At 64.5% G+C, this 20,412-nt stretch carries 28 protein-coding genes; 1 reads left to right on the top strand and 27 read right to left on the bottom strand.

Annotated elements, in window-relative coordinates; all coding sequences use genetic code 11:
• Window positions 1-165: 165 nt before the first annotated feature.
• The 25 genes from rpmE to BWR18_RS13920 all read right to left on the bottom strand — a co-directional run bounded on the left by rpmE (window position 166) and on the right by BWR18_RS13920 (window position 18,285).
• Window positions 166-387 carry a 50S ribosomal protein L31 gene (gene rpmE / locus BWR18_RS14040; protein WP_076629100.1) on the bottom strand — a complete coding sequence of 74 codons (222 nt, stop codon included), beginning with the start codon at window positions 385-387 and terminating at the stop codon, window positions 166-168.
• Window positions 384-773, bottom strand: coding sequence for a 50S ribosomal protein L19 (gene rplS / locus BWR18_RS14035; protein WP_076629099.1), 390 nt, complete (start codon window positions 771-773; stop codon window positions 384-386). Before rplS ends, rpmE begins: the two co-directional genes overlap by 4 nt.
• Before the next feature lie 235 nt (window positions 774-1,008).
• Window positions 1,009-1,827: a tRNA (guanosine(37)-N1)-methyltransferase TrmD gene (trmD, locus tag BWR18_RS14030; protein WP_076629098.1), complete on the bottom strand. Its 819-nt coding sequence runs from the start codon at window positions 1,825-1,827 to the stop codon at window positions 1,009-1,011.
• A gap of 4 nt (window positions 1,828-1,831) precedes the next feature.
• Window positions 1,832-2,338 (bottom strand): ribosome maturation factor RimM, encoded by a 507-nt coding sequence (gene rimM / locus BWR18_RS14025; RefSeq protein WP_076629097.1) that lies wholly within the window; start codon window positions 2,336-2,338, stop codon window positions 1,832-1,834.
• Window positions 2,331-2,468 (bottom strand): hypothetical protein, encoded by a 138-nt coding sequence (locus tag BWR18_RS21905; protein WP_172839389.1) that lies wholly within the window; start codon window positions 2,466-2,468, stop codon window positions 2,331-2,333. Before BWR18_RS21905 ends, rimM begins: the two co-directional genes overlap by 8 nt.
• Window positions 2,469-2,773: 305 nt before the next feature.
• Window positions 2,774-3,139, bottom strand: a complete 366-nt coding sequence (locus BWR18_RS21710; RefSeq protein WP_157598776.1) for a hypothetical protein — start codon at window positions 3,137-3,139, stop codon at window positions 2,774-2,776.
• A gap of 283 nt (window positions 3,140-3,422) precedes the next feature.
• A complete protein-coding gene (gene bluB / locus BWR18_RS14010) occupies window positions 3,423-4,049 on the bottom strand; it encodes a 5,6-dimethylbenzimidazole synthase (protein WP_076629094.1) in 627 nt (208 codons plus the stop codon).
• A 15-nt stretch (window positions 4,050-4,064) separates the two neighbouring features.
• Window positions 4,065-4,439, bottom strand: coding sequence for a 30S ribosomal protein S16 (gene rpsP / locus BWR18_RS14005; protein WP_076629093.1), 375 nt, complete (start codon window positions 4,437-4,439; stop codon window positions 4,065-4,067).
• Between the two features lie 48 nt (window positions 4,440-4,487).
• The gene (locus BWR18_RS14000) at window positions 4,488-4,787 is read right to left on the bottom strand and encodes a chorismate mutase (RefSeq protein WP_076629092.1); all 300 of its coding nucleotides are present in this window, start codon (window positions 4,785-4,787) and stop codon (window positions 4,488-4,490) included.
• 99 nt (window positions 4,788-4,886) lie between these two features.
• Complete coding sequence (locus BWR18_RS13995) at window positions 4,887-5,489, bottom strand: GNAT family N-acetyltransferase (RefSeq protein ID WP_076629091.1); 603 nt, start codon at window positions 5,487-5,489, stop codon at window positions 4,887-4,889.
• The gene (locus BWR18_RS13990; RefSeq protein ID WP_076629090.1) at window positions 5,489-6,052 is read right to left on the bottom strand and encodes a GNAT family N-acetyltransferase; all 564 of its coding nucleotides are present in this window, start codon (window positions 6,050-6,052) and stop codon (window positions 5,489-5,491) included. Before BWR18_RS13990 ends, BWR18_RS13995 begins: the two co-directional genes overlap by 1 nt.
• A complete protein-coding gene (locus BWR18_RS13985) occupies window positions 6,049-6,576 on the bottom strand; it encodes a GNAT family N-acetyltransferase (RefSeq protein WP_076629089.1) in 528 nt (175 codons plus the stop codon). The genes BWR18_RS13990 and BWR18_RS13985 overlap by 4 nt, the downstream gene beginning before the upstream one ends.
• Window positions 6,573-7,091, bottom strand: coding sequence for a GNAT family N-acetyltransferase (locus BWR18_RS13980; RefSeq protein ID WP_076629088.1), 519 nt, complete (start codon window positions 7,089-7,091; stop codon window positions 6,573-6,575). The genes BWR18_RS13985 and BWR18_RS13980 overlap by 4 nt, the downstream gene beginning before the upstream one ends.
• Window positions 7,088-7,600, bottom strand: coding sequence for a GNAT family N-acetyltransferase (locus BWR18_RS13975; protein ID WP_076629087.1), 513 nt, complete (start codon window positions 7,598-7,600; stop codon window positions 7,088-7,090). The genes BWR18_RS13980 and BWR18_RS13975 overlap by 4 nt, the downstream gene beginning before the upstream one ends.
• Window positions 7,597-8,127, bottom strand: coding sequence for a GNAT family N-acetyltransferase (locus BWR18_RS13970; RefSeq protein ID WP_254684864.1), 531 nt, complete (start codon window positions 8,125-8,127; stop codon window positions 7,597-7,599). Before BWR18_RS13970 ends, BWR18_RS13975 begins: the two co-directional genes overlap by 4 nt.
• Window positions 8,124-9,629: a signal recognition particle protein gene (ffh, locus tag BWR18_RS13965; protein ID WP_076629086.1), complete on the bottom strand. Its 1,506-nt coding sequence runs from the start codon at window positions 9,627-9,629 to the stop codon at window positions 8,124-8,126. The genes BWR18_RS13970 and ffh overlap by 4 nt, the downstream gene beginning before the upstream one ends.
• A gap of 244 nt (window positions 9,630-9,873) precedes the next feature.
• On the bottom strand, window positions 9,874-10,269 hold the full coding sequence (locus tag BWR18_RS13960; protein ID WP_076629085.1) for a RidA family protein: 396 nt from the start codon (window positions 10,267-10,269) through the stop codon (window positions 9,874-9,876).
• Window positions 10,259-10,675 carry an acyl-CoA thioesterase gene (locus BWR18_RS13955; protein ID WP_076629084.1) on the bottom strand — a complete coding sequence of 139 codons (417 nt, stop codon included), beginning with the start codon at window positions 10,673-10,675 and terminating at the stop codon, window positions 10,259-10,261. Before BWR18_RS13955 ends, BWR18_RS13960 begins: the two co-directional genes overlap by 11 nt.
• Entirely contained in the window at window positions 10,672-12,306 is a 1,635-nt protein-coding gene (locus tag BWR18_RS13950) for an AMP-binding protein (RefSeq protein WP_076629083.1), read from the bottom strand. The genes BWR18_RS13955 and BWR18_RS13950 overlap by 4 nt, the downstream gene beginning before the upstream one ends.
• Window positions 12,306-13,457 (bottom strand): acyl-CoA dehydrogenase family protein, encoded by a 1,152-nt coding sequence (locus tag BWR18_RS13945; protein ID WP_076629082.1) that lies wholly within the window; start codon window positions 13,455-13,457, stop codon window positions 12,306-12,308. Before BWR18_RS13945 ends, BWR18_RS13950 begins: the two co-directional genes overlap by 1 nt.
• Window positions 13,457-14,260 (bottom strand): enoyl-CoA hydratase family protein, encoded by an 804-nt coding sequence (locus BWR18_RS13940; protein ID WP_076629081.1) that lies wholly within the window; start codon window positions 14,258-14,260, stop codon window positions 13,457-13,459. The genes BWR18_RS13945 and BWR18_RS13940 overlap by 1 nt, the downstream gene beginning before the upstream one ends.
• Window positions 14,247-14,723 carry a MarR family winged helix-turn-helix transcriptional regulator gene (locus tag BWR18_RS13935; RefSeq protein ID WP_076629080.1) on the bottom strand — a complete coding sequence of 159 codons (477 nt, stop codon included), beginning with the start codon at window positions 14,721-14,723 and terminating at the stop codon, window positions 14,247-14,249. Before BWR18_RS13935 ends, BWR18_RS13940 begins: the two co-directional genes overlap by 14 nt.
• Window positions 14,720-15,439 (bottom strand): SDR family NAD(P)-dependent oxidoreductase, encoded by a 720-nt coding sequence (locus BWR18_RS13930; protein WP_076629079.1) that lies wholly within the window; start codon window positions 15,437-15,439, stop codon window positions 14,720-14,722. Before BWR18_RS13930 ends, BWR18_RS13935 begins: the two co-directional genes overlap by 4 nt.
• The gene (locus BWR18_RS13925) at window positions 15,436-17,730 is read right to left on the bottom strand and encodes a bifunctional salicylyl-CoA 5-hydroxylase/oxidoreductase (protein ID WP_076629078.1); all 2,295 of its coding nucleotides are present in this window, start codon (window positions 17,728-17,730) and stop codon (window positions 15,436-15,438) included. The genes BWR18_RS13930 and BWR18_RS13925 overlap by 4 nt, the downstream gene beginning before the upstream one ends.
• 156 nt (window positions 17,731-17,886) lie before the next feature.
• On the bottom strand, window positions 17,887-18,285 hold the full coding sequence (locus BWR18_RS13920) for a c-type cytochrome (protein WP_076629077.1): 399 nt from the start codon (window positions 18,283-18,285) through the stop codon (window positions 17,887-17,889).
• Between the two features lie 115 nt (window positions 18,286-18,400).
• Between BWR18_RS13920 and BWR18_RS13915 the strand changes: the two genes are divergently transcribed.
• A complete protein-coding gene (locus BWR18_RS13915) occupies window positions 18,401-18,961 on the top strand; it encodes a DinB family protein (RefSeq protein ID WP_076629076.1) in 561 nt (186 codons plus the stop codon).
• On the opposite strand, the gene BWR18_RS13910 is transcribed toward BWR18_RS13915, so the two are convergent.
• Window positions 18,958-19,419 (bottom strand): hypothetical protein, encoded by a 462-nt coding sequence (locus BWR18_RS13910; RefSeq protein WP_076629075.1) that lies wholly within the window; start codon window positions 19,417-19,419, stop codon window positions 18,958-18,960. The genes BWR18_RS13915 and BWR18_RS13910 overlap by 4 nt on opposite strands.
• Window positions 19,420-19,786: 367 nt before the next feature.
• On the bottom strand, window positions 19,787-20,359 hold the full coding sequence (locus tag BWR18_RS13900; RefSeq protein ID WP_076629074.1) for an FMN-dependent NADH-azoreductase: 573 nt from the start codon (window positions 20,357-20,359) through the stop codon (window positions 19,787-19,789).
• Between the last annotated feature and the right edge of the window lie 53 nt (window positions 20,360-20,412).

Here is a 20,412-nt window from a genome sequence, read left to right as displayed (position 1 = left end):
CCACTGTGCTGTGGCGTATTGATGGTTTCGGACTGGGATAGGGCCTGGGCGGGCGTTCGCTGACATGATGCGCGCCCGCGTCGTCCCGTATGCGGGACCTGTGCCACAAGAAAAAGGCCGCCCTGACAAGAGCGGCCTTTGGCAATTCCGTGCTGTGGCAAGGGTTTAGAAGCCCAGGCCCGCGTACTTGTTCTTGAACTTCGACACGCGGCCGCCGGTGTCCATCAGGCGGGATGTGCCGCCGGTCCAGGCCGGGTGCACCGAGGGGTCGATGTCGAGCGACAGTTGGTCGCCTTCCTTGCCCCAGGTCGATTTCATTTGCACCACGGTGCCGTCCGTCATCTTGACGTCGATGATGTGGTAGTCGGGATGCGTGTCGGCTTTCATGCTTCCGCTCCTTCGGACTTCTTGGGTTTGTAGTTGGTGACTTCCGCGATCCGGGCCGATTTGCCGCGGCGCGAGCGGAGGTAGTAAAGCTTGGCGCGACGCACGCGACCGCGGCGGACCACGGTGATGCTGTCGATGTTGGTCGAGTAGAGCGGGAAGACCCGTTCGACGCCTTCGCCAAAGGAAATCTTGCGCACGGTGAACGAGCCGGCGATGCCCGTGCCGTTGTTGCGTGCGATACAGACGCCTTCGTAGTTCTGCACGCGGGTGCGGGTGCCTTCGGTCACTTTGTAACCGACGCGGATGGTGTCGCCCGCCTTGAAGTCGGGGATGTCTTTGTCGAGGGCGGCAATCTGTTCCGCCTCGATCTGTGCGATCAGGTCCATGGCCTGGTCTCCTATCATGCTCGTGGTTTGCCCACGAAGGTTGTGTCGCGCCTGAGAGCTCTCGTGTCTTCACCGGGTCCGCCATCGCGCCCGCCGGAGGTCAGGTCATCATTCCTTTTCGTATCCCGAGTGTCGCGTGGTCTGATCACCGAAGAAGGTGCCACGCGCCAAAGGGTCCGGTCGGGGAGGACCCCGAGTCGGAATGGGCGGTGTATAGGCGGCGTTGTCTGCCGGATCAAGCCGTTCCGTCGGTTTTGCCGCGGTGTTTGGCCCAGAGGTCGGGCCGGCGCGATCGTGTGAGGTTTTCGGATTGGTCTTGCCGCCATTCCGCGACCTTGCCGTGGTCGCCTGATGTCAGCACCGGGGGAATATCCCGCCCTTCCCAGGTGGCGGGACGGGTGTAGTGCGGGTGTTCCAGAAGGCCGTTTGAGTGGCTTTCGTCGACGGCACTCTCTGCATTGCCCAGGACGCCGGGGAGCAGGCGGACGGTGGCATCCAGCATGGCCTGGGCTGCGATTTCGCCCCCCGTCATCACGAAGTCGCCCAAGCTGACTTCGGTGATGTTCCAGTGGTCGAGCACGCGCTGGTCCACCCCTTCGAACCGGCCGCAGAGCATGGTGACCCCGTCGCAGCGCGCGAGGTCGCGGGCCATGGCCTGGTCAAAGCGTTGCCCCCGCGGGGACAGATACAGGATGGGCCAGCGACCGCGGGCATGGGTTTGGGCGTCTCTCAGGGCGGCATCAACCACGTCTGCGCGCAGCACCATGCCCGCGCCGCCGCCTGCAGGCGTGTCATCGACGTTGCGGTGTTTACCGATCCCATGCGTTCGCAGGTCGTGGGTGTGCAGCTGCCACGTGCCGTCCTGCAGCGCCTTGCCGGTGAGCGAGGCGCCGAGCACGCCGGGGAACGTGTCGGGGAAGAGGGTGATGATGCGGGCCTGCCAGACGCCCACCAGATCCGGCGCTTCGTCCATCAGCGAGGACGGTTTGAGCGTGGGGCGGATCGCTTTGCGCCCATGAGATTTGGGGGGCTGGGCTTCGGGGGGCTGCGCCATGTGCCTAGAACAGCCCTTCGGGCGGGTCGGCGACGATGCGGCGGGCGGACAGATCGACAGTGGGCACTGCGGCCTTGGTGAAGGGCAACAGGACCGTGGTCGTGGCGCCGGGGGCGTGGATTTCCAACAGATCGCTGGCGCCGTGGTTCTGCACGGATTTCACCCGGCCAAGCGCGGTGCCACCGGTGTCGAACACGTCGAGCCCGACCAGATCGGTATAGTAATACTCGTCATCGGGCAGATGGGGCAGTTGGCCGCGGCGGGCAAAAAGCTGCGTGCCCTTGAGCGCGTCGGCCTGTTCTTTGGTCGCAACCTCGGCGATGCGGGCGACAAAGCCGTTTTTCATGGGGCGGATAAGGGCGAGGGCAAAGGACCTTTTGCCGTCTTCGGAGACAAGCGGGCTGTAGGTTTCGATGTCTTCGGGATCGGCGCAGAAGGATTTCACGCGCACCTCGCCGTGCACGCCATACGCGCCCGAGATCGCACCGACGCAGATCAGATCATCACTCATTCCAGCACACTCCGTCGCGCATTGTGCCGCCCTGGGTCGTGCAGGCGTCGGACGCCTGGCTGCGTTCGAACATCAGACCCGCCACGAAGGCGATCAGGATCAGGACAGCGGTGCGGATCAGTCCGAACATGGGGCGCATTTCCTTGCGGTGGTTGTCGCATTTGCGACAGGTGGCGGGGGGTTGTCCAGTGGGGGGATGTTCGTTGTCGGCGCGGGCGCGCGACCAAGTGCCGGGGGGCTCTTGCATGGCGCAGGGTCTTGCGCGCCGGTGTTTGAGGTGAGGCACCGCAGAGCGTGTCGGGTGATGTGACTGTCACACCGTGAGGCAGAGCGGCTTGGAAGATGTGCTTTTGTGGACGTTGGGTTTGAGGCCATCTCACCGGATGCTGCACTTCGCACCAATGTCCGCTGCCAGATTGAGGCCGCTAAAAATCATCATTCGGAAGTTTTGCAAACAGAAGTGACAGTTCCATCTGAAGCGGTCTGAACAAAGTCGAGAACGCAGTGCTTCGAATTGAGCTCTACCAACAGCAAAACTGCGCCCATGGTAGTAGCGAAGGAGCCGATGAGGAACATTGCGTTTCTGAGAAGCGCATTTCTAGAATTTCTGTTTCTGGGGTGGCACAGAACCCGCCAAAACGAAATGGTGCTGCCGGTTGCAACGTCCCAGGTACCACGCGCCGTGGCATATGCCGCAAAGATCAAGCTTGAAAATGATGCAAGGAGCCTCAAAAACCAAAAGATGGTAACAACCAAACCAAAGATCACCAATATCAGGTGAACGTAGATGAAAGTGGCCACGTTGGTTGGCTCCTTGAGAACTGGACCTGGAATGGGCTGGACCTTGTTTGGACAGAATCGCTGAAATTCGCCAAACGAGCAACAACGACGCTGTATTTGCGAAGCAGACCTTGGCACGGGCGTAACAAAAGGTAGCAAAGTCCGCATAGCCGCTATTCGCGCTGTCGTTCTTTTTGCATGCGCCGTCGTCGCAGCAGACGCGTCTTGGCGGCTGCAAGGCGCGCCGTTGCTCAAGGCCTGAGTGAGATCGGCGACGACGCTGTTTGGTGGGGCCCAGGACTGATTACCGCGTGTCGATGATCAGGTCGTGGCGGTGTTCCCAGCCGGTACGTTCCAGTTCCGGGGTGTCGGCCTGTGCTTCGGGCCAGCCGACGCACATGTAGGCGACGAGGCACCAGGTTTCGGGTGCGTCGAGGTCGCGGCGCAGCCGGGCGGGGTCGAGGATGGAGACCCAGCCCATGCCGAGGCCTTCGGCGCGGGCGGCGAGCCACATCAGGGTGATGGCGCCCACGACCGAGTAGCGGCGCATTTCGGGCATGGTGGCGGCACCGAGGCCGCGCCCTTGGGACGTGCTGTCATCGCAGAAAATCGCAAGGTGTTCAGGGGCTTCGGCCATGCCGGAGAGTTTGAGTTGGCTGTAGCTGGCGGCGTCCGCGCCGTCATAGCCTGCGAGGGCTGCGGCGTTGGCGGTCTTGTAGTTTTCGAGCGCTGCGCTGCGGGCCGCATCGCTTTGGACGCGGAGGATGCGCCAGGGTTCGGACAGGCCCACGGAGGGGGCCAGCCGAAATGTGTCGAGGCAGCGCATGAGCACTGCCTCGGGCACGGGGTCGGTGCGAAAGCGGCGCACATCGCGCCGCCACGCCATCAGGTTCAAAAGCTGGTCGCGAAACTCATCCGGGAATGTGTCCACGCGCCAAGCCCCTGATTATTCTGCAGATTCTTCTGCGGGTGCTTCGGCAGCGGCGGCTGCTTTGGCGGCTTTTTCTTCGGCGCGTTCCTGGGCTTTCTTGCCGGGCTCACCCTTGTTGGGGTTGTTGCGCTCTTTCTTGTCCATGACGCCTGCGGCTTCGAGCATGCGGGCGATCCGGTCGGTGGGCTGTGCGCCCTCGCCCAGCCAGTATTGGATGCGTTCCATGTTCATCTTCACGCGCTCTTCGCTGTCCTTGGGCAGGAGCGGGTTATAGGTGCCCAGTTTTTCGATGTAGCGGCCATCGCGCGGCATGCGGCTGTCGGCTGCCACGATGCGGTAGAAGGGACGCTTTTTCGAGCCGCCGCGGGCGAGACGAATTTTCATAGCCATGGTGTATTTCCTTTTGGTTTCAGTGGGGTGGCGGACGGCGCGTCCGCCTTACGATTGGTGTTTCTGATGGTGCTGAATAACCTCAGCGATGATGAAGTTCAGGAACTTCTTGGCAAATTCGGGGTCCAGGTCGGCCCGGTTTGCCAAATCTTCGAGCCGTGCGATCTGCGCGGCTTCGCGCGTGGGATCGGAGGGCGGAAGGTCGTGTGTGGCCTTGAGTTTCCCCACGGCCTGCGTGTGCTTGAACCGCTCGCCCAGGGTGTAGACGAGGATCGCATCGAGCCGGTCGATGCTGGCGCGGTGGTCGGCCAGTACCTCGGCGGCGCGGGTGGTGACGGTATCGGTCATGGGCGGGCTCCATTGGGCGAAAACGGGCGTACACACCCCGTGCACAAACTGTGCACAGACCGTGCACCGCTTTGGTGCATCGCTGTGATCCGGGTCAGGTCAATCAAGCGCCCATCCTTTCGGTTTGAACATCGGGTCGGCGTAGTGGCCGATTTCCATCTCGATCCCGTGCGCGAGTTGGCTGCCATCGAGTGCAGCGGGCGAGGGGTGCCGGTAGACCGCATCGGAGCCGTCGATTGTCGGCGCTTCCTTGTCCTTGACCGCGCCCAGACGCTCGGCCAGCCGGATGCTGTCGAGGTTCATGGGGTCAAGGTAGCTGACGGCGCCGTCCCACCCCTGGGCGTAGTAGTGCGCGCGCACGGCATGGGTCGCTTCGAGCGCGTAGCCCTTGCCGGACTTGTCGGGCCAGATGATCCAGGCGATTTCGCGTTCGGGCCAGCCTGCGGGCTGCCAGCCGCCGGCCATGCCGTAGGTGTCGTCCGTGTCCTTGTCGTGGATCATCCACATGCCGAAGCCGCGGATGTCCCAATGCCCGATTTCTGCGGCGTAGAGCATCCATGCCTCGTAGGCGTTCAGCGGGCCGCCCATGAAACGGGAGCGGTAGGAGGCGAAGGTCGCCTTGAAGTTCGGATAGTCCTCGGGTTCCGGCCCGCGCAGGACGAGGCGCTGGGTTTCGATGACGGGGATGGCGGCGTGGGACATCACATCACCTCGCGCAGGTAGCGGTAGATGAGGGTTGTTTCGCCGTCTTCCGTGATCTCGCCATCGGGGAGGCCGCCGAGCCGCTGCGCCAGCTTGATCGAGCGGGTGTTGGCGGGGTCGATATAGGAGACGAGCGTGGACCAGCCGAGGGTTTGGAAGGCGTGGGTGAGGGCGGCATGTGCCGCCTCGCGCGCGATGCCCATCCCTTCGGCTTTTTCCGTCAGCATGAAGCCCAGTTCGGGTTCCTGATCGCCCGGCTCATAGCCCAGCACGACGAAGCCCGCGATGTCGCCTGCGTGCCCGATGGTCCAGAGACCGTGGCCGTGCAGCAGCCATGTCGAGGTCATCTGGGAAAAGTCGAGCCAGGCGTCTTCGCGCGTCATCGGCCCGCCGAGGTGCTGGCCACGCCGGGTGCAGGCGATTTGCGCATAGGTGTCGAAGTCGGTGACGCGCGGGGCGCGCAGGATCAGCCGGTCGGTTGCCAGCGTCGGCAGGTGGCCTTGGAGTGCGATGGCGAAGAGGGAGGCGGCACCGGTGCGGGGCGTTTCGCAGGGGAAGGTCATGTCAGCGCCTCCGGTCCGGGGTGCCGCCAAAGCTGCATGGGGCCGTAGCGGTCGTGGGTGAAGTCGCTGTCATATGTGGCGCCGAGACGTTCGGCCACGCGGCGCGAGCCGTTGTTGTTTACGGCGATCAGGCTGGTGAGGGTGGTCCAGCCCAATGTGTCATAGGCGTAGGTGCGGGCGGCTTTTGCTGCTTCTGTGGCGTAGCCTTTACCTGTGGCGCCGTTGAAGAGGTCCCAGCCGAGTTCGCGTTCGGGGAAGCCTTCGGGGTGCCAGAGGCCGACGATGCCAACCGGTGCTTGCGTGGCTTTTTCGACGAGTGTCCAGCGGCCGAACCCGCGCAGGACCCAGTGGCCCGCTTCCTGAGCGAGGCTGCGCCAGCTGAGTTCGCGGCTTTGTGGGCCACCGACGAATGCCGCGCGGGGGGAGGCGTAGAAATCGGCCAGTGCGTCGAAATCCGTGAGCGCGGGGGCGCGCAGGATCAGACGCTCGGTCTCAATCGTGGGGGCGGAGAAGGTGACACTCATGCCGCGGGCCTCGGGTGGCGGTAGACATAGGTCTTGCCGGGTGTTGCGGCGGTGTCGTCGCGGACGGCGCCGAGCCGTTCGGCCAGCGCGATGGAGCGCGTGTTGGGATAGGCGATATAGCTGACGATGGTGTCCCATTTCAGGGTAGTCCACGTGTAGTCGATGACGGTTTTGGCGGCCTCGTGTGCGATGCCTTTGCCTTCGAGCGCGGGATCGAAGATCACCCAGCCGACTTCCTGTTCCGGCCAGGTTTTCGGGTTCCAGTGGCCGACGATGCCGAGCGGGGTGTCGTCGCCTTTGTAGGTTACCACGAACATGCCGTAGCCGCGCATGACCCAGTGGCCAAGTTCGGTGCAGAAGAATTCCCAGCCTTGTTTGTCGTTTTTTGGGCCGCCCACGTATTGCGCGCGGTCGGTCTTGTAGAAGTCGATGAACGTCGGCGCGTCCTGTGGCTGCGGTGCGCGCAGGGTGAGCCGGTCGGTGGTGAGTGTGGGCGTGCCGGTGAGGGTGATCATGCGGGCACCTCTGCGCGCAGGTGGTAGACCAGCGCGCCGTCATACCATTCCGGAGCGGGTTCATCCGTGAGCGTCGCGCCGATGCGCTGTGCGATTGCGATGGAGCCTGTGTTGTCGGGCATGACGTGAATGATCATCTCGGGCCAGCCGAGGTCACCCAGAAGGTGATCGCGGACCCGGCACGCCGCTTCGGTGGCGAGGCCGCGCCCCTCGTATGCGCCGTCCCACAGGGTCCACGTGAATTCGGCCGGTTTTGTCGCGTCCAGTTGCATGGGGCCGACATGGCCGATGGGCGCGCCGTCCTGTTCCATGATGTAGCGGCCGAAGCCGCGCAGGGTCCAGTGGCCTGCTATGGCCGCGAACTTGTCAAAGGCTTTGACCGTGTCGAAGGGGCCGCCGACGAAATGGGTGCGGGGGCTGGCGCAATAGGCCGTGTAGGCGGGCAGGTCGCTGGCCTGCGGTTGGCGCAGGATCAGGCGGTCTGTGGTGAGGGTTGTGGCGGCGGTCATGCGGCGCTCCGGTGGCGGTAGACTGCCGTTTCTGCGGGCGTTTCGCCGTCGGGCAGGGGCGCGTCCGGGTCGTGCGCTGCGCCGAGCCGGGCGGCGAGCGCCTCGGAGCGGGTGTTGCCAGGGGTGATGTAGCTGACGAGGGATTTGTCGCTGTGGTGCGCGGCGAACCAGTCGCGCGCGGCGGTGGCGGCCTCGAATGCGATGCCTTTGCCTTCGGCCTCTTCCATCAGCGTCCAGCCAAGTTCGGGTTCGGGGAAGTGGGCGGGCTGTTGCAGCAGGACCTCGCCGCAATAGGTGCCGCTTGCGCGATCCTCGATGGACCATGCGCCGAAGCCCATGAGGGGCCAGCTGCCGATCGCAGCCGCAAATTCCGACCAGGCCCGGTCGGCGCCGATCTGGCCCCAGCTGAACGTGGCGCGGGGCGAGGCGCAATAGGCGGCGAAGGCCGGGAAGTCCGCCTGTGCCGGTGCGCGCAGCACCAGACGCTCGGTTTCGAGCGTGGGGATATGAGCGGTATGCCCGGTCACTTTTTCTTGCCGAACCCGCTGAGGCCGGGGGGCAGGGGCATGCCGCCGCCGCCACCCAAGCCCGGCAGGCCGCCGGGCATCTTGCCGCCAAGCTGCTTGGCCGCCGCTTCAAGCTGGGCCTGGTCCATGTTGCCCATGTCGGGCATTCCGCCTTTGCCGCCCATCATGGCCTTCATCGCCTGTTTCATCATGCCGCCTTTGCCCTTGCCGAGCTTTTTCATCATGTCGGACATCTGGCGGTGCATCTTCAGGAGCTTGTTGAGGTCGCTGACCTCCATCCCCGAGCCGCGCGCGATGCGTTTCTTGCGGCTGGCTTGCAGGATCTGGGGCGCGGCGCGCTCTTTCTTGGTCATGGACTGGATCATGGCGATCTGCTGCTTGAGGATCTTGTCGTCGAACCCGGCGTCGGCCACCTGTTTCGACAATTTCCCCATGCCGGGCATCATGCCCATCATGCCTTCCATCCCGCCCATCTTGAGCATCTGTTCCAGCTGCATCCTGAGGTCGTTCATGTTGAACTGACCCTTGGCCATGCGCTTCATCATGCGCTCGGCCTGTTCGGCCTCGATGGTTTCCTGCGCCTTTTCGACGAGGGAGACGATGTCGCCCATGCCGAGGATGCGGCCCGCGATGCGGTCGGGCTCGAACGTTTCGAGCGCGTCCATCTTTTCGCCCAAGCCCACGAACTTGATCGGCTTGCCGGTGACGGCGCGCATGGAGAGCGCCGCACCGCCGCGGCCGTCGCCGTCCATGCGGGTCAGGACGACGCCCGAGATGCCGATGCGGTCGTCGAAGTTTTGCGCGGTGTTCACGGCGTCCTGACCGGTCAGCCCGTCGACCACCAGGATCGTCTCGCGCGGGGTGGCGACATCGCGGACCTGTTCGACCTGGGTCATCAACTCTTCGTCGATGGAGAGGCGGCCCGCCGTGTCCAGCATGTAGACGTCGTAGCCGCCCATGCTGGCCTGCGTCTTGGCCCGTTTGGCGATCTGGACGGGGTTTTCGCCCTTGACGATGGGCAGGGTGTCGACGCCGATCTGGGAGCCGAGGATGGCGAGTTGTTCCATCGCGGCGGGACGGTTGACGTCAAGGGACGCCATCAGCACGCGCTTGCCGTCGCGTTCGGTCAGGCGTTTGGCCAGTTTGGCCGTGGTTGTGGTTTTACCGCCGCCTTGCAGGCCGACCATGAGGATGGGGGCAGGCGGGCTGTCGATCTTCAGCGCGCCGGGTTCGCCTTCGCCCTTGAGGGTCGCGACGAGGGCGTCGTGCACGATCTTGACGACCTGCTGGCCAGGGGTGATGGATTTGGTGACGGCCTGGCCCGTCGCCTCGTCCTGCACCCGCTTGATGAAGTCGCGGGCGACGGGGAGGGAGACGTCCGCCTCGAGCAGTGCGACGCGGACCTCGCGCAGGGCGGTTTTGACGTCGTCCTCGCTCAGCGCGCCCTGTTTGGTCAGCCGGTCGAAGACACCGGAGAGGCGTTCGGAGAGATTTTCAAACATGGGCCTGCATCCTTTCGACCGTTGACGTTTGCCTTCACCTAAGTGTTGGCGGCTCGGGACCCAAGGGAGCAAACGACGAGCGCCCCCGTGGGCGCAACGCGCTGACGGAGGGCGATCCCGGGATGTCCCAAGGGACCGGAAGATATCGCACTTCCGGGTGTTGCGGGGGAGCTATGCCAGCGCCGCGTGCGAGTCAAGGGGTGCGGCGGGTCCGGCAGGATCGTGGCGGGGCGATCTGCGGTGGTTAGCCGATGAAGGCGGTTGCCTCGATCTCGACCTTGGCGGCGTCTTCGATCAGTCCGGCGACAACCACCATGGACATTGCGGGGAAGTGTTTGCCAAAGACCTCGCGGTAGGCTTTGCCCACCTCTGCCTGTGCGGCGAGGTATTCGTCCTTGTCCGTCACGAACCAGGTCAGGCGCGTGATGTCCCCGACCTGGCCTCCGGCGGTCTCGACGATGGTGCGGATGTTGGTGAGTGCCTGGCGCATTTGCCCGATGAACGTGTCGCTGACGAACTGTTTGTCGGCGTCCCAGCCGATCTGGCCGCCGATATACAGGGTGCCGTCCTTTGACAGGACGCCGTTGGCGTAGCCCTTGGCGGGCAACCACCCGTCGGGATGGATCACGTCATGGGTCATTATGTGCCTCATATGCCGTCAGTTTCTGCCGCAGGGCGTCGGGCCAGGGTGTGGGGGTGCCGTTCGCATCGACGTGGACCAGGGTTGCCGATGTCTCGAACCGCGGTTGGGTTTGGCACGCGCCGGTCATGCGATAGGTCCATGAGGTGCGCCCGACCGCTGCGGTCACAAGACGGAAATCAAGCAGATCGCCGTGCCGGGATGGTGCGATAAAGCGGGTTTCGATGGCTGCTGTCGGCACGGCCCTGTGGGGATGGAAGCGTTCGAACGGCATGCCCAAAGCGGTGTCGAAGAAGGTTTCCACACAGTCATTGATCATCTCGTAGTACCGCGGGAAAAAGACGATGCCCGCGGGGTCGCAATGCTTGAACAGCACTTTTTGCTGCATCTGGAACCCGGTGATCATCTGTTCCGGCGGCCATGCGAGGGCGTCAGCTTGTACCGCTGGATTTTGCCCGTTTGGGTTTTGGGCAACGCGTCCGCGAAGTGAACGCGGCGCGGGTATTTGTAGGGGGCGATGGTGGTTTTGACGTGTTCCTGCAACTCCTCGATCATCGCGTCCGATGCGGTGAAGCCGTCCGTCAGGACCACATGCGCCTCCACGATATGCCCGCGCGCATCATCCGGGGCGCCGACCACCGCGCATTCTGCGACGGCGTCGTGGGCGAGAAGCGCGGCTTCGACTTCTGGTCCGGCGATGTTGTAGCCTGATGACACGATCATGTCGTCGTTGCGGGCCTGGAAGTGGAAATATCCGTCCGCGTCGCGGATGAAGCTGTCGCCGGTGATGTTCCAGCCTGCAAGCACGTAGTCCTGTTGCCGGTCGTCGTTCAGATAGCGGCAGCCGGTTGGCCCGCGCACTGCAAGGCGCCCGACCTCGCCGTTGGGGACCGCGTGGCCTGCGTTGTCCACGATCTTGGCCTCGTAGCCGGTGACGGGCTTGCCCGTGCAGGCCGGTTGGTGGTCATCGAAGCGGTTCGATATGAAGATGTGCAGCAGCTCGGTCGCGCCGATGCCGTCCAGCATCGGCTTGCCCGTTTTTTCGATCCAGGCGTCATAGATGGGTTTGGGCAGTGTTTCCCCGGCCGAGACGGCCGCGCGCAGGCTGGACAGGTCCGCGCCGTCCTCCATCGCCGACAGCATCACGCGGTAGGCGGTGGGTGCCGTGAAGCAGACGGTTGCGCGGTATTTTTCGATGATGTCGATCATGTTGGGCGGCGTTGCCTGTTCCAGCAGCGTCGCGGTTGCGCCGAAGCGCAAGGGAAAGATCGCGAGCCCGCCCAGCCCGAAGGTGAAGGCCAGCGGCGGCGAGCCGACAAAGATGTCGTCGGGCACCACGCCCAGCACCTCTTGGGCGTAGCCGTCGGCGATGATCAGGAGGTCGCGGTGGAAGTGCATGGTTGCCTTCGGCTCTCCTGTCGAGCCCGAGGTGAAGCCCAGGAGGGCCACGTCGTCGCGCCCGGTTTCGACAGTTGCGAAGCGGACGGGTTTTTCCAGTGCGAGCCGGTCGAGTTCGGCGTCGTGGTTCGAGGTGCCGTCGAAGCCCACAACGCGCTTGAGCCGTGGGTTGGCCGCCTGACACGCCGCCATCTCCTCCATCAGGCGGGTGTCGCAGAGGGCAAACTGGATGTCCGCCTTGTCCACATAGGCCGACAGCTCGCCCGCCCGCAGCATGGGCATCGTGTTCACGACGACCGCGCCGGCCTTGGTTGCCGCCAGCCAACAGGCCACCATGGCGGGGTTGTTGGCGGACCGGATCAGGACGCGATTGCCCGGTTTCACCCCGATGTCGTCGACCAGCGCGTGGGCCAGCCGGTTGGTCCAGTCCGTCAGTTCCTTGTATGTCCGTTGCCGCCCGTTGCCGATCAGCGCGGTGTGATCGCCAAAGCCGCGCGCGACCATCGCGTCGGTCAGTTCGTGCCCGGCATTGATGCGGTCGGGGTAGTCGAAGCCACCCAGCGGCATGTCCGGCCAACTGTCCGGAGGTGGCAGGTTGTTACGGGCAAAACTGTCGGTGTGGGCGGATGGGCCAAGCATCAGGTGTCTCCCTCGAACATAGCCAGAGTTTGGCGGGCGATGATGACTTTCTGGACGTCGCTGGCCCCCTCGTAGATGCGGAGCGCGCGAATCTCGCGGTAGAGCCGTTCGACCGCTTCGCCCGCGCGCACGCCGTCGCCCCCGAAAAGCTGCACGGCCTTGTCGATGACCTGTTGGGCCTGGTCGGTGGCAAAGAGCTTGGCCATTGCCGCCTCGCGCGTGATGCGGGGCGCGCCGCTGTCGCGGGCCCAGGCGGCGCGGTAGATCAGGAGCGCGCTGGCGTCGATGTCGAGCGCCATGTCGGCGATGTGCCCCTGCACCATCTGCAGATCAGAGAGCGGCGCGCCCTGCACGTGGCGGGTCGTGACCCGCGCCAAGGCCTCGTTCAGCGCGCGGCGGGCAAACCCGAGCGCTGCTGCGGCCACTGTCGGTCGGAAGACGTCGAGGACGGACATCGCGATCTTGAACCCCTGGCCTGGTGCGCCGAGCATGGCCGTGGCGGGCACCCGGCATTCGGTGAAGCGCAATGTTGCCAGCGGGTGCGGGGCGATGGTGGTCAGCCGTTCCGTTACCTCAAAGCCGGGCAGGTCGGGGGTGATCAGGAATGCCGACAGCCCCTTGGCGCCCGGCGCCTCGCCCGTGCGGGCAAAGAGCGTGTAGATATCGGCGATGCCGCCGTTGGAGATCCAGGTTTTTTCGCCGTGGAGGATATAGTCGGTGCCGTCCCGTGTTGCCGTCATCGTGGCATTGGCGACGTCCGATCCGGACCCCGGTTCGGTCAATGCAAAGGCCGAAAGGGCGGTGCCTGCGCGCGTCCTGGGCAGCCATGCGGCCTTTTGCGGGTCGGTGCCGAACAGCGTGATGGCCCCGGTGCCCAGGCCCTGCATGGCAAAGACGAAATCCGCCAGCCCGTCGTGCCGCGCCAGTGTTTCGCGCGCGAGGCAGAGTGTGCGGACGTCGAAGTGGCCGTCGTTGCTGGAGGTGGGGGCAAGGATGCCTGCCGTTCCAAGCTGTGCGGCCAGTGTTCGGCAGGTGGTGTCGGTATCGGTGTGATCGACATCAAGCCCCGCGGACACCGCGTCGACATGCGCGGCCCAGTCGCGGTGATGGGCGTCGAAGAAGGGCCAGCTGAGAAAGCTCGTGTCGGCCATCAGTCCCCCTCGAATATCGGCGTGCTTTTGGCGACAAACGCCTTGTAGGCGCGGGTAAAGTCGCGCCCCTGCATACAGATCGCCTGTGCCTGTGCTTCGGCTTCGATGGCTTGATCGAGGCTCATGTTCCATTCCTGTGCCAGCATGGTCTTGGTCATGGAATTGGCGAAGGTTGGGCCCTGCACGATCCGTTCTGCGAGCCGCAGCGCGTCGGCCTCCAATGCGTCGGTGGTGCTGATGGAGTTGAAGAACCCCCAGCGCTCTCCTTCTTCGGCGCGCAGGGTGCGCCCGGTGTAGAGCAGTTCGGCGGCGCGGCCCTGGCCGATGATCCGCGGCAGCATCGCGCAGGCCCCCATGTCGCAGCCCGCCAGCCCCACGCGGTTGAAGAGAAAGGCCACCTTGGCGTCCGGTCCCGCGATCCGGATGTCGCTGGCCATGGCCATGATCGCCCCGGCCCCGGCGCACACACCTTCAACGGCAGCGATGATCGGCTTTCCGCAATGCACCATGGCCTTGACCAGATCACCGGTCATTCGGGTGAAGGTCAGAAGCTCTTTCATCGACATCCGGGTGAGCGGCCCGATGATGTCATGCACATCGCCGCCCGAACTGAAATTGCCGCCGTTCGGCAGGATCACAACCGCGTGGATGTCGTCAGAATAGACCAGCGCGCGGAACCAGTCGCGCAAGGCGGCGTAGCTTTCGAAAGTGAACGGGTTTTTCCGTTCGGGCCGATCATGGGCGATGCGGGCGATGCCGCCGCTGATCTCGCACCGGAAATGTTCGGGGTCATGCAGGGTCATTGGAGGCTCCGGGATCGAGGGCTTTGTCGAGGAGGGCGCTCATGTGCGCCGCGTCTGCGACGCTGAGCCCGCCGAGCAGGTCGTCGATCCATGCCTCGTGTTCGGCGGCGAGGGCGGCGAAGGCGGCCTGCCCCTTGGGGGTCAAGCGGGCCAGCAGTGCGCGTTTGTCGCCCGGCACTGCGACGCGCAGGGCTAGGCCGTCCTGTGTCAGGCGGTCGACAATCCCAGTGACATTCCCGTTCGACACTCTGAGATAGCCCGACAGGTCGCTCATCTTCAGACCGTCGGGATGGCGCGCCAGCGCTGCCATAACGTCAAAGCGCGGCAGGGTCGTGTCACGCGCATCCCGCAGGCGTCGCCGCAACTCGGCTTCGATCCCGCCGGACAGTTTCAGCAGCTTGAGCCACAGTCTGAGCCGTTCCTTCGAAGCCGGTTCGGGCGGTGGGGTTGGATGGGGTCTCATATCTCGCCTCCGGACAGGGACAGGGCGTGGCCGTTGATCGCGGCCGCTTCGGGTGAGGCCAGAAACAGCGCCGTGGCCGCCACTTCGTCGGGCGCAATCAGCCGGTTTTGGGGGTTGCCGGACGTCACCATGGCCGTCGCCTTGTCCCGGTCCACGTCAAAGCGCCGCATCAGTCCGGTGATCGCATCATCCGCAAGCGGTGTGTCGGTGAAGCCGGGGCAGATGGCGTTGCAGGTGATGCCGGATGTGGCCACGTCATGCGCGACCGCACGCACGAGGCCCAGCACGCCATGCTTGGCCGCGGTGTAGGCCGGGACGGATGCGTTGCCCTTCAGCGCGGCGGTCGAGGCGATGGCGATCAGCCGCCCGCCGGTTGTCATGTGCGGCAGGGCCGCCCGGAACGTCAGGAAGGTGCCCGTCAGGTTGACAGCGAGGGTGCTGTTCCAGTCCGCGAGCGAGGTCTTGACCAGTTTGCCCGATGCGCCGCCGCCCGCATTTGCGATGACCACGTCAAAGGGTGTCCCAAAAAGGGCGGCGACCGCAGCCTCGTCCGTGACGTCGGCGGTGCGGCAGGTGATGGCGCGGCTTTTGGCGGCCTCCTTTAGAACGTCTGGGCGGCGGCCCGTGATCGTCACCGCATCGCCCGCATCCGCAAAGGCGTGGGCGATCGCCCGCCCGATGCCTGTGCCGCCGCCGGTGATGAGGACCTGTCTCATGCCCTGATCGCCTCTGCATCGCGGTCGGCGAGGCGCCAGGCCTGATCGCGTCCCGCCAGGTAGGGCAGGGGCCAATCGGGCGCGGCCCGGTCGCCGATCCGCGTCGCTTCGCGCAGGGTCCAGTAGGGATCGGCCAGGTGCGGCCGCCCGATGGCCACCAGATCCGCGCGGCCCGCCATCAGGATCGAATTGGCGTGGTCCGCCTCGTAGATGTTGCCGACGGCCATGGTGCTGATCCCGGCCTCGTTCCGGATGCGGTCGCTGAACGGCGTCTGGAACATGCGGCCATAGACGGGTTTGGCGTCAATGCTTGTCTGGCCTGCTGACACGTCGATCAGGTCGGCCCCGGCGGATTTGAAGGCTTGGGCGATCTGCACCGCGTCCTGTGGCGTCAGCCCGGCGTCGCCCACCCAGTCATGGGCCGAGATGCGCACGGACATGGGCCGGTCGTCCGGCCATGTGTTGCGCATCGCGGCAAACACCTCGAGCGGCCAGCGCAGCCGGTTTTCCGGGCTGCCGCCGTAGTCATCGGTGCGGATGTTGGACACCGGCGACAGGAAGGACGACACGAGATAGCCGTGGGCGGCGTGCAGTTCGATCATGTCAAAGCCCGCGCGCGCCGCCATGGCGGCGGAGGCGGCGAATTCGTCCCGTATGGTGTCCATCTCGGGTCGGGTGATTTCGCGGGGTGTGGGGTTTTCCGGGCTCCACGGGATTGCAGAGGCGCTGAGCACGTCCCAGTTGCCGGACGCGAGCGGGGCATCCATACGCTCCCACCCCAGTTGGGTGGAGCCCTTGCGCCCGGAATGGCCGATCTGACAGCAGATCCGGGCGTCGGTTTCGCCGTGCACAAACGCGGTCAGCCGCGCCCAGGCGGCTTCATGCTCCGGCGCATAAAGCCCTGGACAGCCGGGGGTGATCCGCCCCTCGGCGCTGACGCAGGTCATTTCGGTATAGACCAGCCCCGCCCCGCCCTTGGCCCGTTCGCCGTAATGGATCAGGTGCCAGTCGGTCGGGCAGCCATCCACGGCCTTGTATTGAGCCATGGGCGACACCACGATCCGGTTTTTCAGCGCCATGCCGCGCAGTTGGAAGGGTGCAAACATCGGCGGGCGCAAGGGCGCATCCCGGGTCGCGCCGGCCTGTGTCATGAACCACCGCTCCGCCCCTTCAAGCCATGCCTTGTCGCGGTCGCGCAGGTTTTCGTGGCTGATGCGTTGGCTGCGGGTGAGCATGGAATAGTTCAGCTGCACAGGGTCGAGGTCGAAGTACCGCTCGACAGTCTCGAACCATTCCAGTGAGTTGCGCGCCGCCGATTGCAGGCGCAGGACCTCGAGCCGCCGTTCTTCCTGATACCGTGCGAACGCGGTCTCGCGCTTCGGTTCCTGATGCAGAAGGTCGGCAAGCGCCACGGCGCTTTCGAGCGCCAGTTTGGTGCCGGACCCGATGGAGAAATGCGCCGTCGCGGCCGCGTCGCCCAGCAGAACCACGTTTTCGTGGTGCCAACGTTCACACAGGACGCGCGGGAACCGCAGCCATGCCGATCCGCGGATGTGGTTGGCGTTTGTCATTAGGGCGTGGCCGCCGAGGTGGTCGCGAAAGATGTCCTGGCAGATTGCGATGGTGTCGGCCTGGCTCTTGTCGCCGAAGCCCCATTTGTCGAACGTATCTTGCGCGCATTCCACGATGAAGGTCGCGGTGTTGTCGTCGAACTGGTAAGCGTGCGCCCAGACCCAGCCGTGTTCGGTTTCTTCGAAAATGAAGGTGAAGGCGTCGTTGAATGTCTGGTGCGTGCCCAGCCAGACGAACTGGCACAGGCGCTGGTCGATATCGGGTTGGAACGCGTCCGCATAGAGCATCCGCGTCTTTGAATTCAGCCCGTCGGCGGCGACCACGACATCATAGGCGTGTCGGTAGTCTTCGGCGCTCGCGACCTCTGTTTCAAAGCGCAGGTCGACGCCGAGTTCTTTGGCGCGGGCCTGAAGGAGGATCAGCAATGTCTTGCGCCCGATGCCGCAAAAACCGTGGCCCGATGACAGGATACGTTGTCCCCGGACATGCAGGGCGATGTCATCCCAATAGGCGAAATTGTCCTTGATGACGGCGGCGCTGATCGGGTCGTTTGCGGCCAGATTGGCCAGCGTTTCATCCGACAGCACCACACCCCAGCCAAAGGTGTCGTCCGCGCGGTTTCGTTCGATCACCGTCACTTCGTGGGACGGATCCCGCAACTTCATCGAGATCGCGAAATAGAGACCGGCAGGTCCCCCGCCAAGGCACGCAATCCGCATTGAAGCCAGTCTCCTCTCAGTGAGTGAGTTCAGGCAAGAGTTGCTGCAATCGGTTTATATTTCAAGCTTGAAGTTTTAGGCTTGAAGATTTTAAGCCCGGTCAACCCGGTTCCTCCTTGGCGCGTGTGCACAAGCGTGCAATCATCGTATCCCTGCCTATTCCTGAATGCTTTGCAGATAAGCCATCAGATCCACAATCGGCTTGCTGGTCAGGATCGGTTGGCCGGTTTCGGCCTTGAGCGCCGTATCCTCCCCTTCGAAATACCAGCCGTAGACCGGCATGGGCGAACCGTGGCTGACCAGCGGGTCGCGCCCGTCGATCCGGGATACCACGCGTGCGATCGGAAAGGTGCCCTCGTTGCGGGCCTGAAGGTCGTTCAGGGCGGGTGGTTGCAGCAGGAGCGCCGGGCGCATTGGCCCGTTGCCGTCCGCATTGACCCCGTGACAGGTGGCGCAGTGCCGCTGGTAAAGCGTTGCGCCGTTTGACACATCCTGGGCCCAGGCGGTCAGGGGCATGCTGCCAAGCAGAGCTAAGGTGGCGATGAGCTGTTTCACGGGGCGTCTCCTATCTGATACGGAGGGGAGCGTAAGGAGCGCTGTGCCCCGCCGACCTGATCTTGATCAAATGCCCCGTGCTTTTTCGCGCAGCGGCAGGAAAGAGACGACCGCCATGACGCAATTATTTGTGCCGCAAGCCTATAACAATGCGTGGTCGAATTACCGCCTGCATCGCGCCTGTGGCGGGCTGACCGCCAAGGAGTTGACCCAGGCGCGCCCGTCCTTTTTCGGGTCGATCATTGCAACGCTCAATCACATTCTGATTGTCGACTGGTTCTACGTCTCGGCGCTGGAAGGGGCGTGCATCGGTTCCGCGGCCTTTGACCCCGAGGTGCCGCATCCCGAGTTGCCCGCCTTGCGCGCCGCACAGCGCGAGGTCGATCGCCGTTTGATCGCCGTGACCGAGGACGCGACGCTGTCCGATCCGCTGCGCATTGTGCGGATGCTGCGCGACAGCGGGGTTCAGGAGGAACGGTTTGACCGCACGTTTCTGCATCTCATCCAGCATCAGATCCACCATCGCGGGCAGGTTCATGCGCTCTTGAGCATGACCACAACCGCCCCGCCGCAGCTGGACGAATTCTATATGGCGTGGGACGCCGAGGCGCGCCTGCGTGCCCCGGACCTGGCCGAGATGGGCGTGACCGAGGATGACATCTGGCGCGGGCGTTAGCCCGACCGGCGATAGGCGCGCAGCCAGTCGTTGATCGCGTCGGCAGACCGGCGTGGCCCGTTGCCAGAGACATAGGCTTCGACCAGCGGGTAGGGGGCTGTATCGTCGAAGATGAGGATCGGGCGGGCTGTGTCGGAGAACGCCTCGACCTCTGCCCGGCGGATGTTGGTCAGCGGGTGCACGGCATTTTGGTAGCGCAGCAGCGTCCTGCGCTGCACGGTGACCGTGCCGGAATGCGCGTCGAAAATGACCTGATCGCGTTTGATTGCCAGTGCAAAGATCCCCAGCGGCACACCTGCCCCCAGAAACACGGTCAGGAGCCCGCTGGTTTCGCCCGCCGCCACAAGCGCCAGACCTGCCGCCGCACAGGCGACGATGCAGACAATCAGGCCGCCGCCCAACACCCAGGGGGCGTGCGCCAGGATCAATTGCGTGGGCAGCTTGCGGACAACAGTCATGCCGGAACGCTACCGGCAACTGGCAATCCTCGACAAGAGCCGGAACCGGGCCGTGTTTGGTGGCGTTAACCATTCGTTAACGTTTCGAGCGTTGCGCCAGAGACCAAGGAAAGACGAAGGAAATCTGTTGAAATTTGTAGTTGTGACGTTTGCCGCACTGACCCTTGCCACGCCGACACTTGCGTCGGTCCACGCCCTCAAGCCGCTGTCCGTATCTGGGCCTGACGCGATTTTTCATGGCGGCGGGTGCCGGAAATCATCGCCCCCCGGCCAATGCTGCCACGCGGGCTCCCAACCCTATCACTGCCACTGAACTATCAAAGCCCCCGCCCATCGGACGGGGGCTTTGCCTTTGCCGGGGCCGGGCTTAGGCCGCCAGTTTCTCGATCTCGGCCCTGGCGTCATTGATCGCCTCCTCGCCCTGGGCCATGACGCGGTCGGCGGCAATGATCTCGACCTCGTGGATGCCGATGAAGCCAAGCACGTGTTTCAAGTAGTCGGTGGCAAAGTCGACCTCGCTGCCCACGGGCGTGCCGCCGGTGGCGACGGCGATGATCGCGCGTTTGCCGTTTAGCAGGCCGACGGGGCCCGCCTCGCTGTACTTGAACGTCAGGCCCGCGCGCGCCACCAGGTCGATCCACGCCTTGAGCGCGGCGGGGATGCCGAAATTGTAGACCGGGGCGCCGATCACGATGGTGTCGGCGGCTTGCAGTTCCTGCACCAGCGTGTCCGAGAGGGCGAGCGTGTCGCGCTGGGCCGGGTCGCGGTCATCTGCCGGTGTGAAGTTGGCGTTGACCCAGGTTTCGGTGATCTGTGGCAGCGCCTCGCTCAGGTCGCGGCGGATCACGTTGCCGCCCAGCTTGGCGACGATCCGGGCGCTCAGGTCGCGGGTCACGGAGCCTTGGGTGCGGGCGGAGCTGTCGATGTGCAATATGGTCATGGTCGGGTCCTCTCTGGGATCGGAATGTCTCGTGTTCTCAGATTTGTACCTTG

The organism is Tateyamaria omphalii (assembly GCF_001969365.1).
Classification (GTDB): domain Bacteria; phylum Pseudomonadota; class Alphaproteobacteria; order Rhodobacterales; family Rhodobacteraceae; genus Tateyamaria; species Tateyamaria omphalii_A.
Note: the sequence above shows the minus strand (reverse complement) of the source record. Positions and strands in the feature narration are given on the sequence as shown.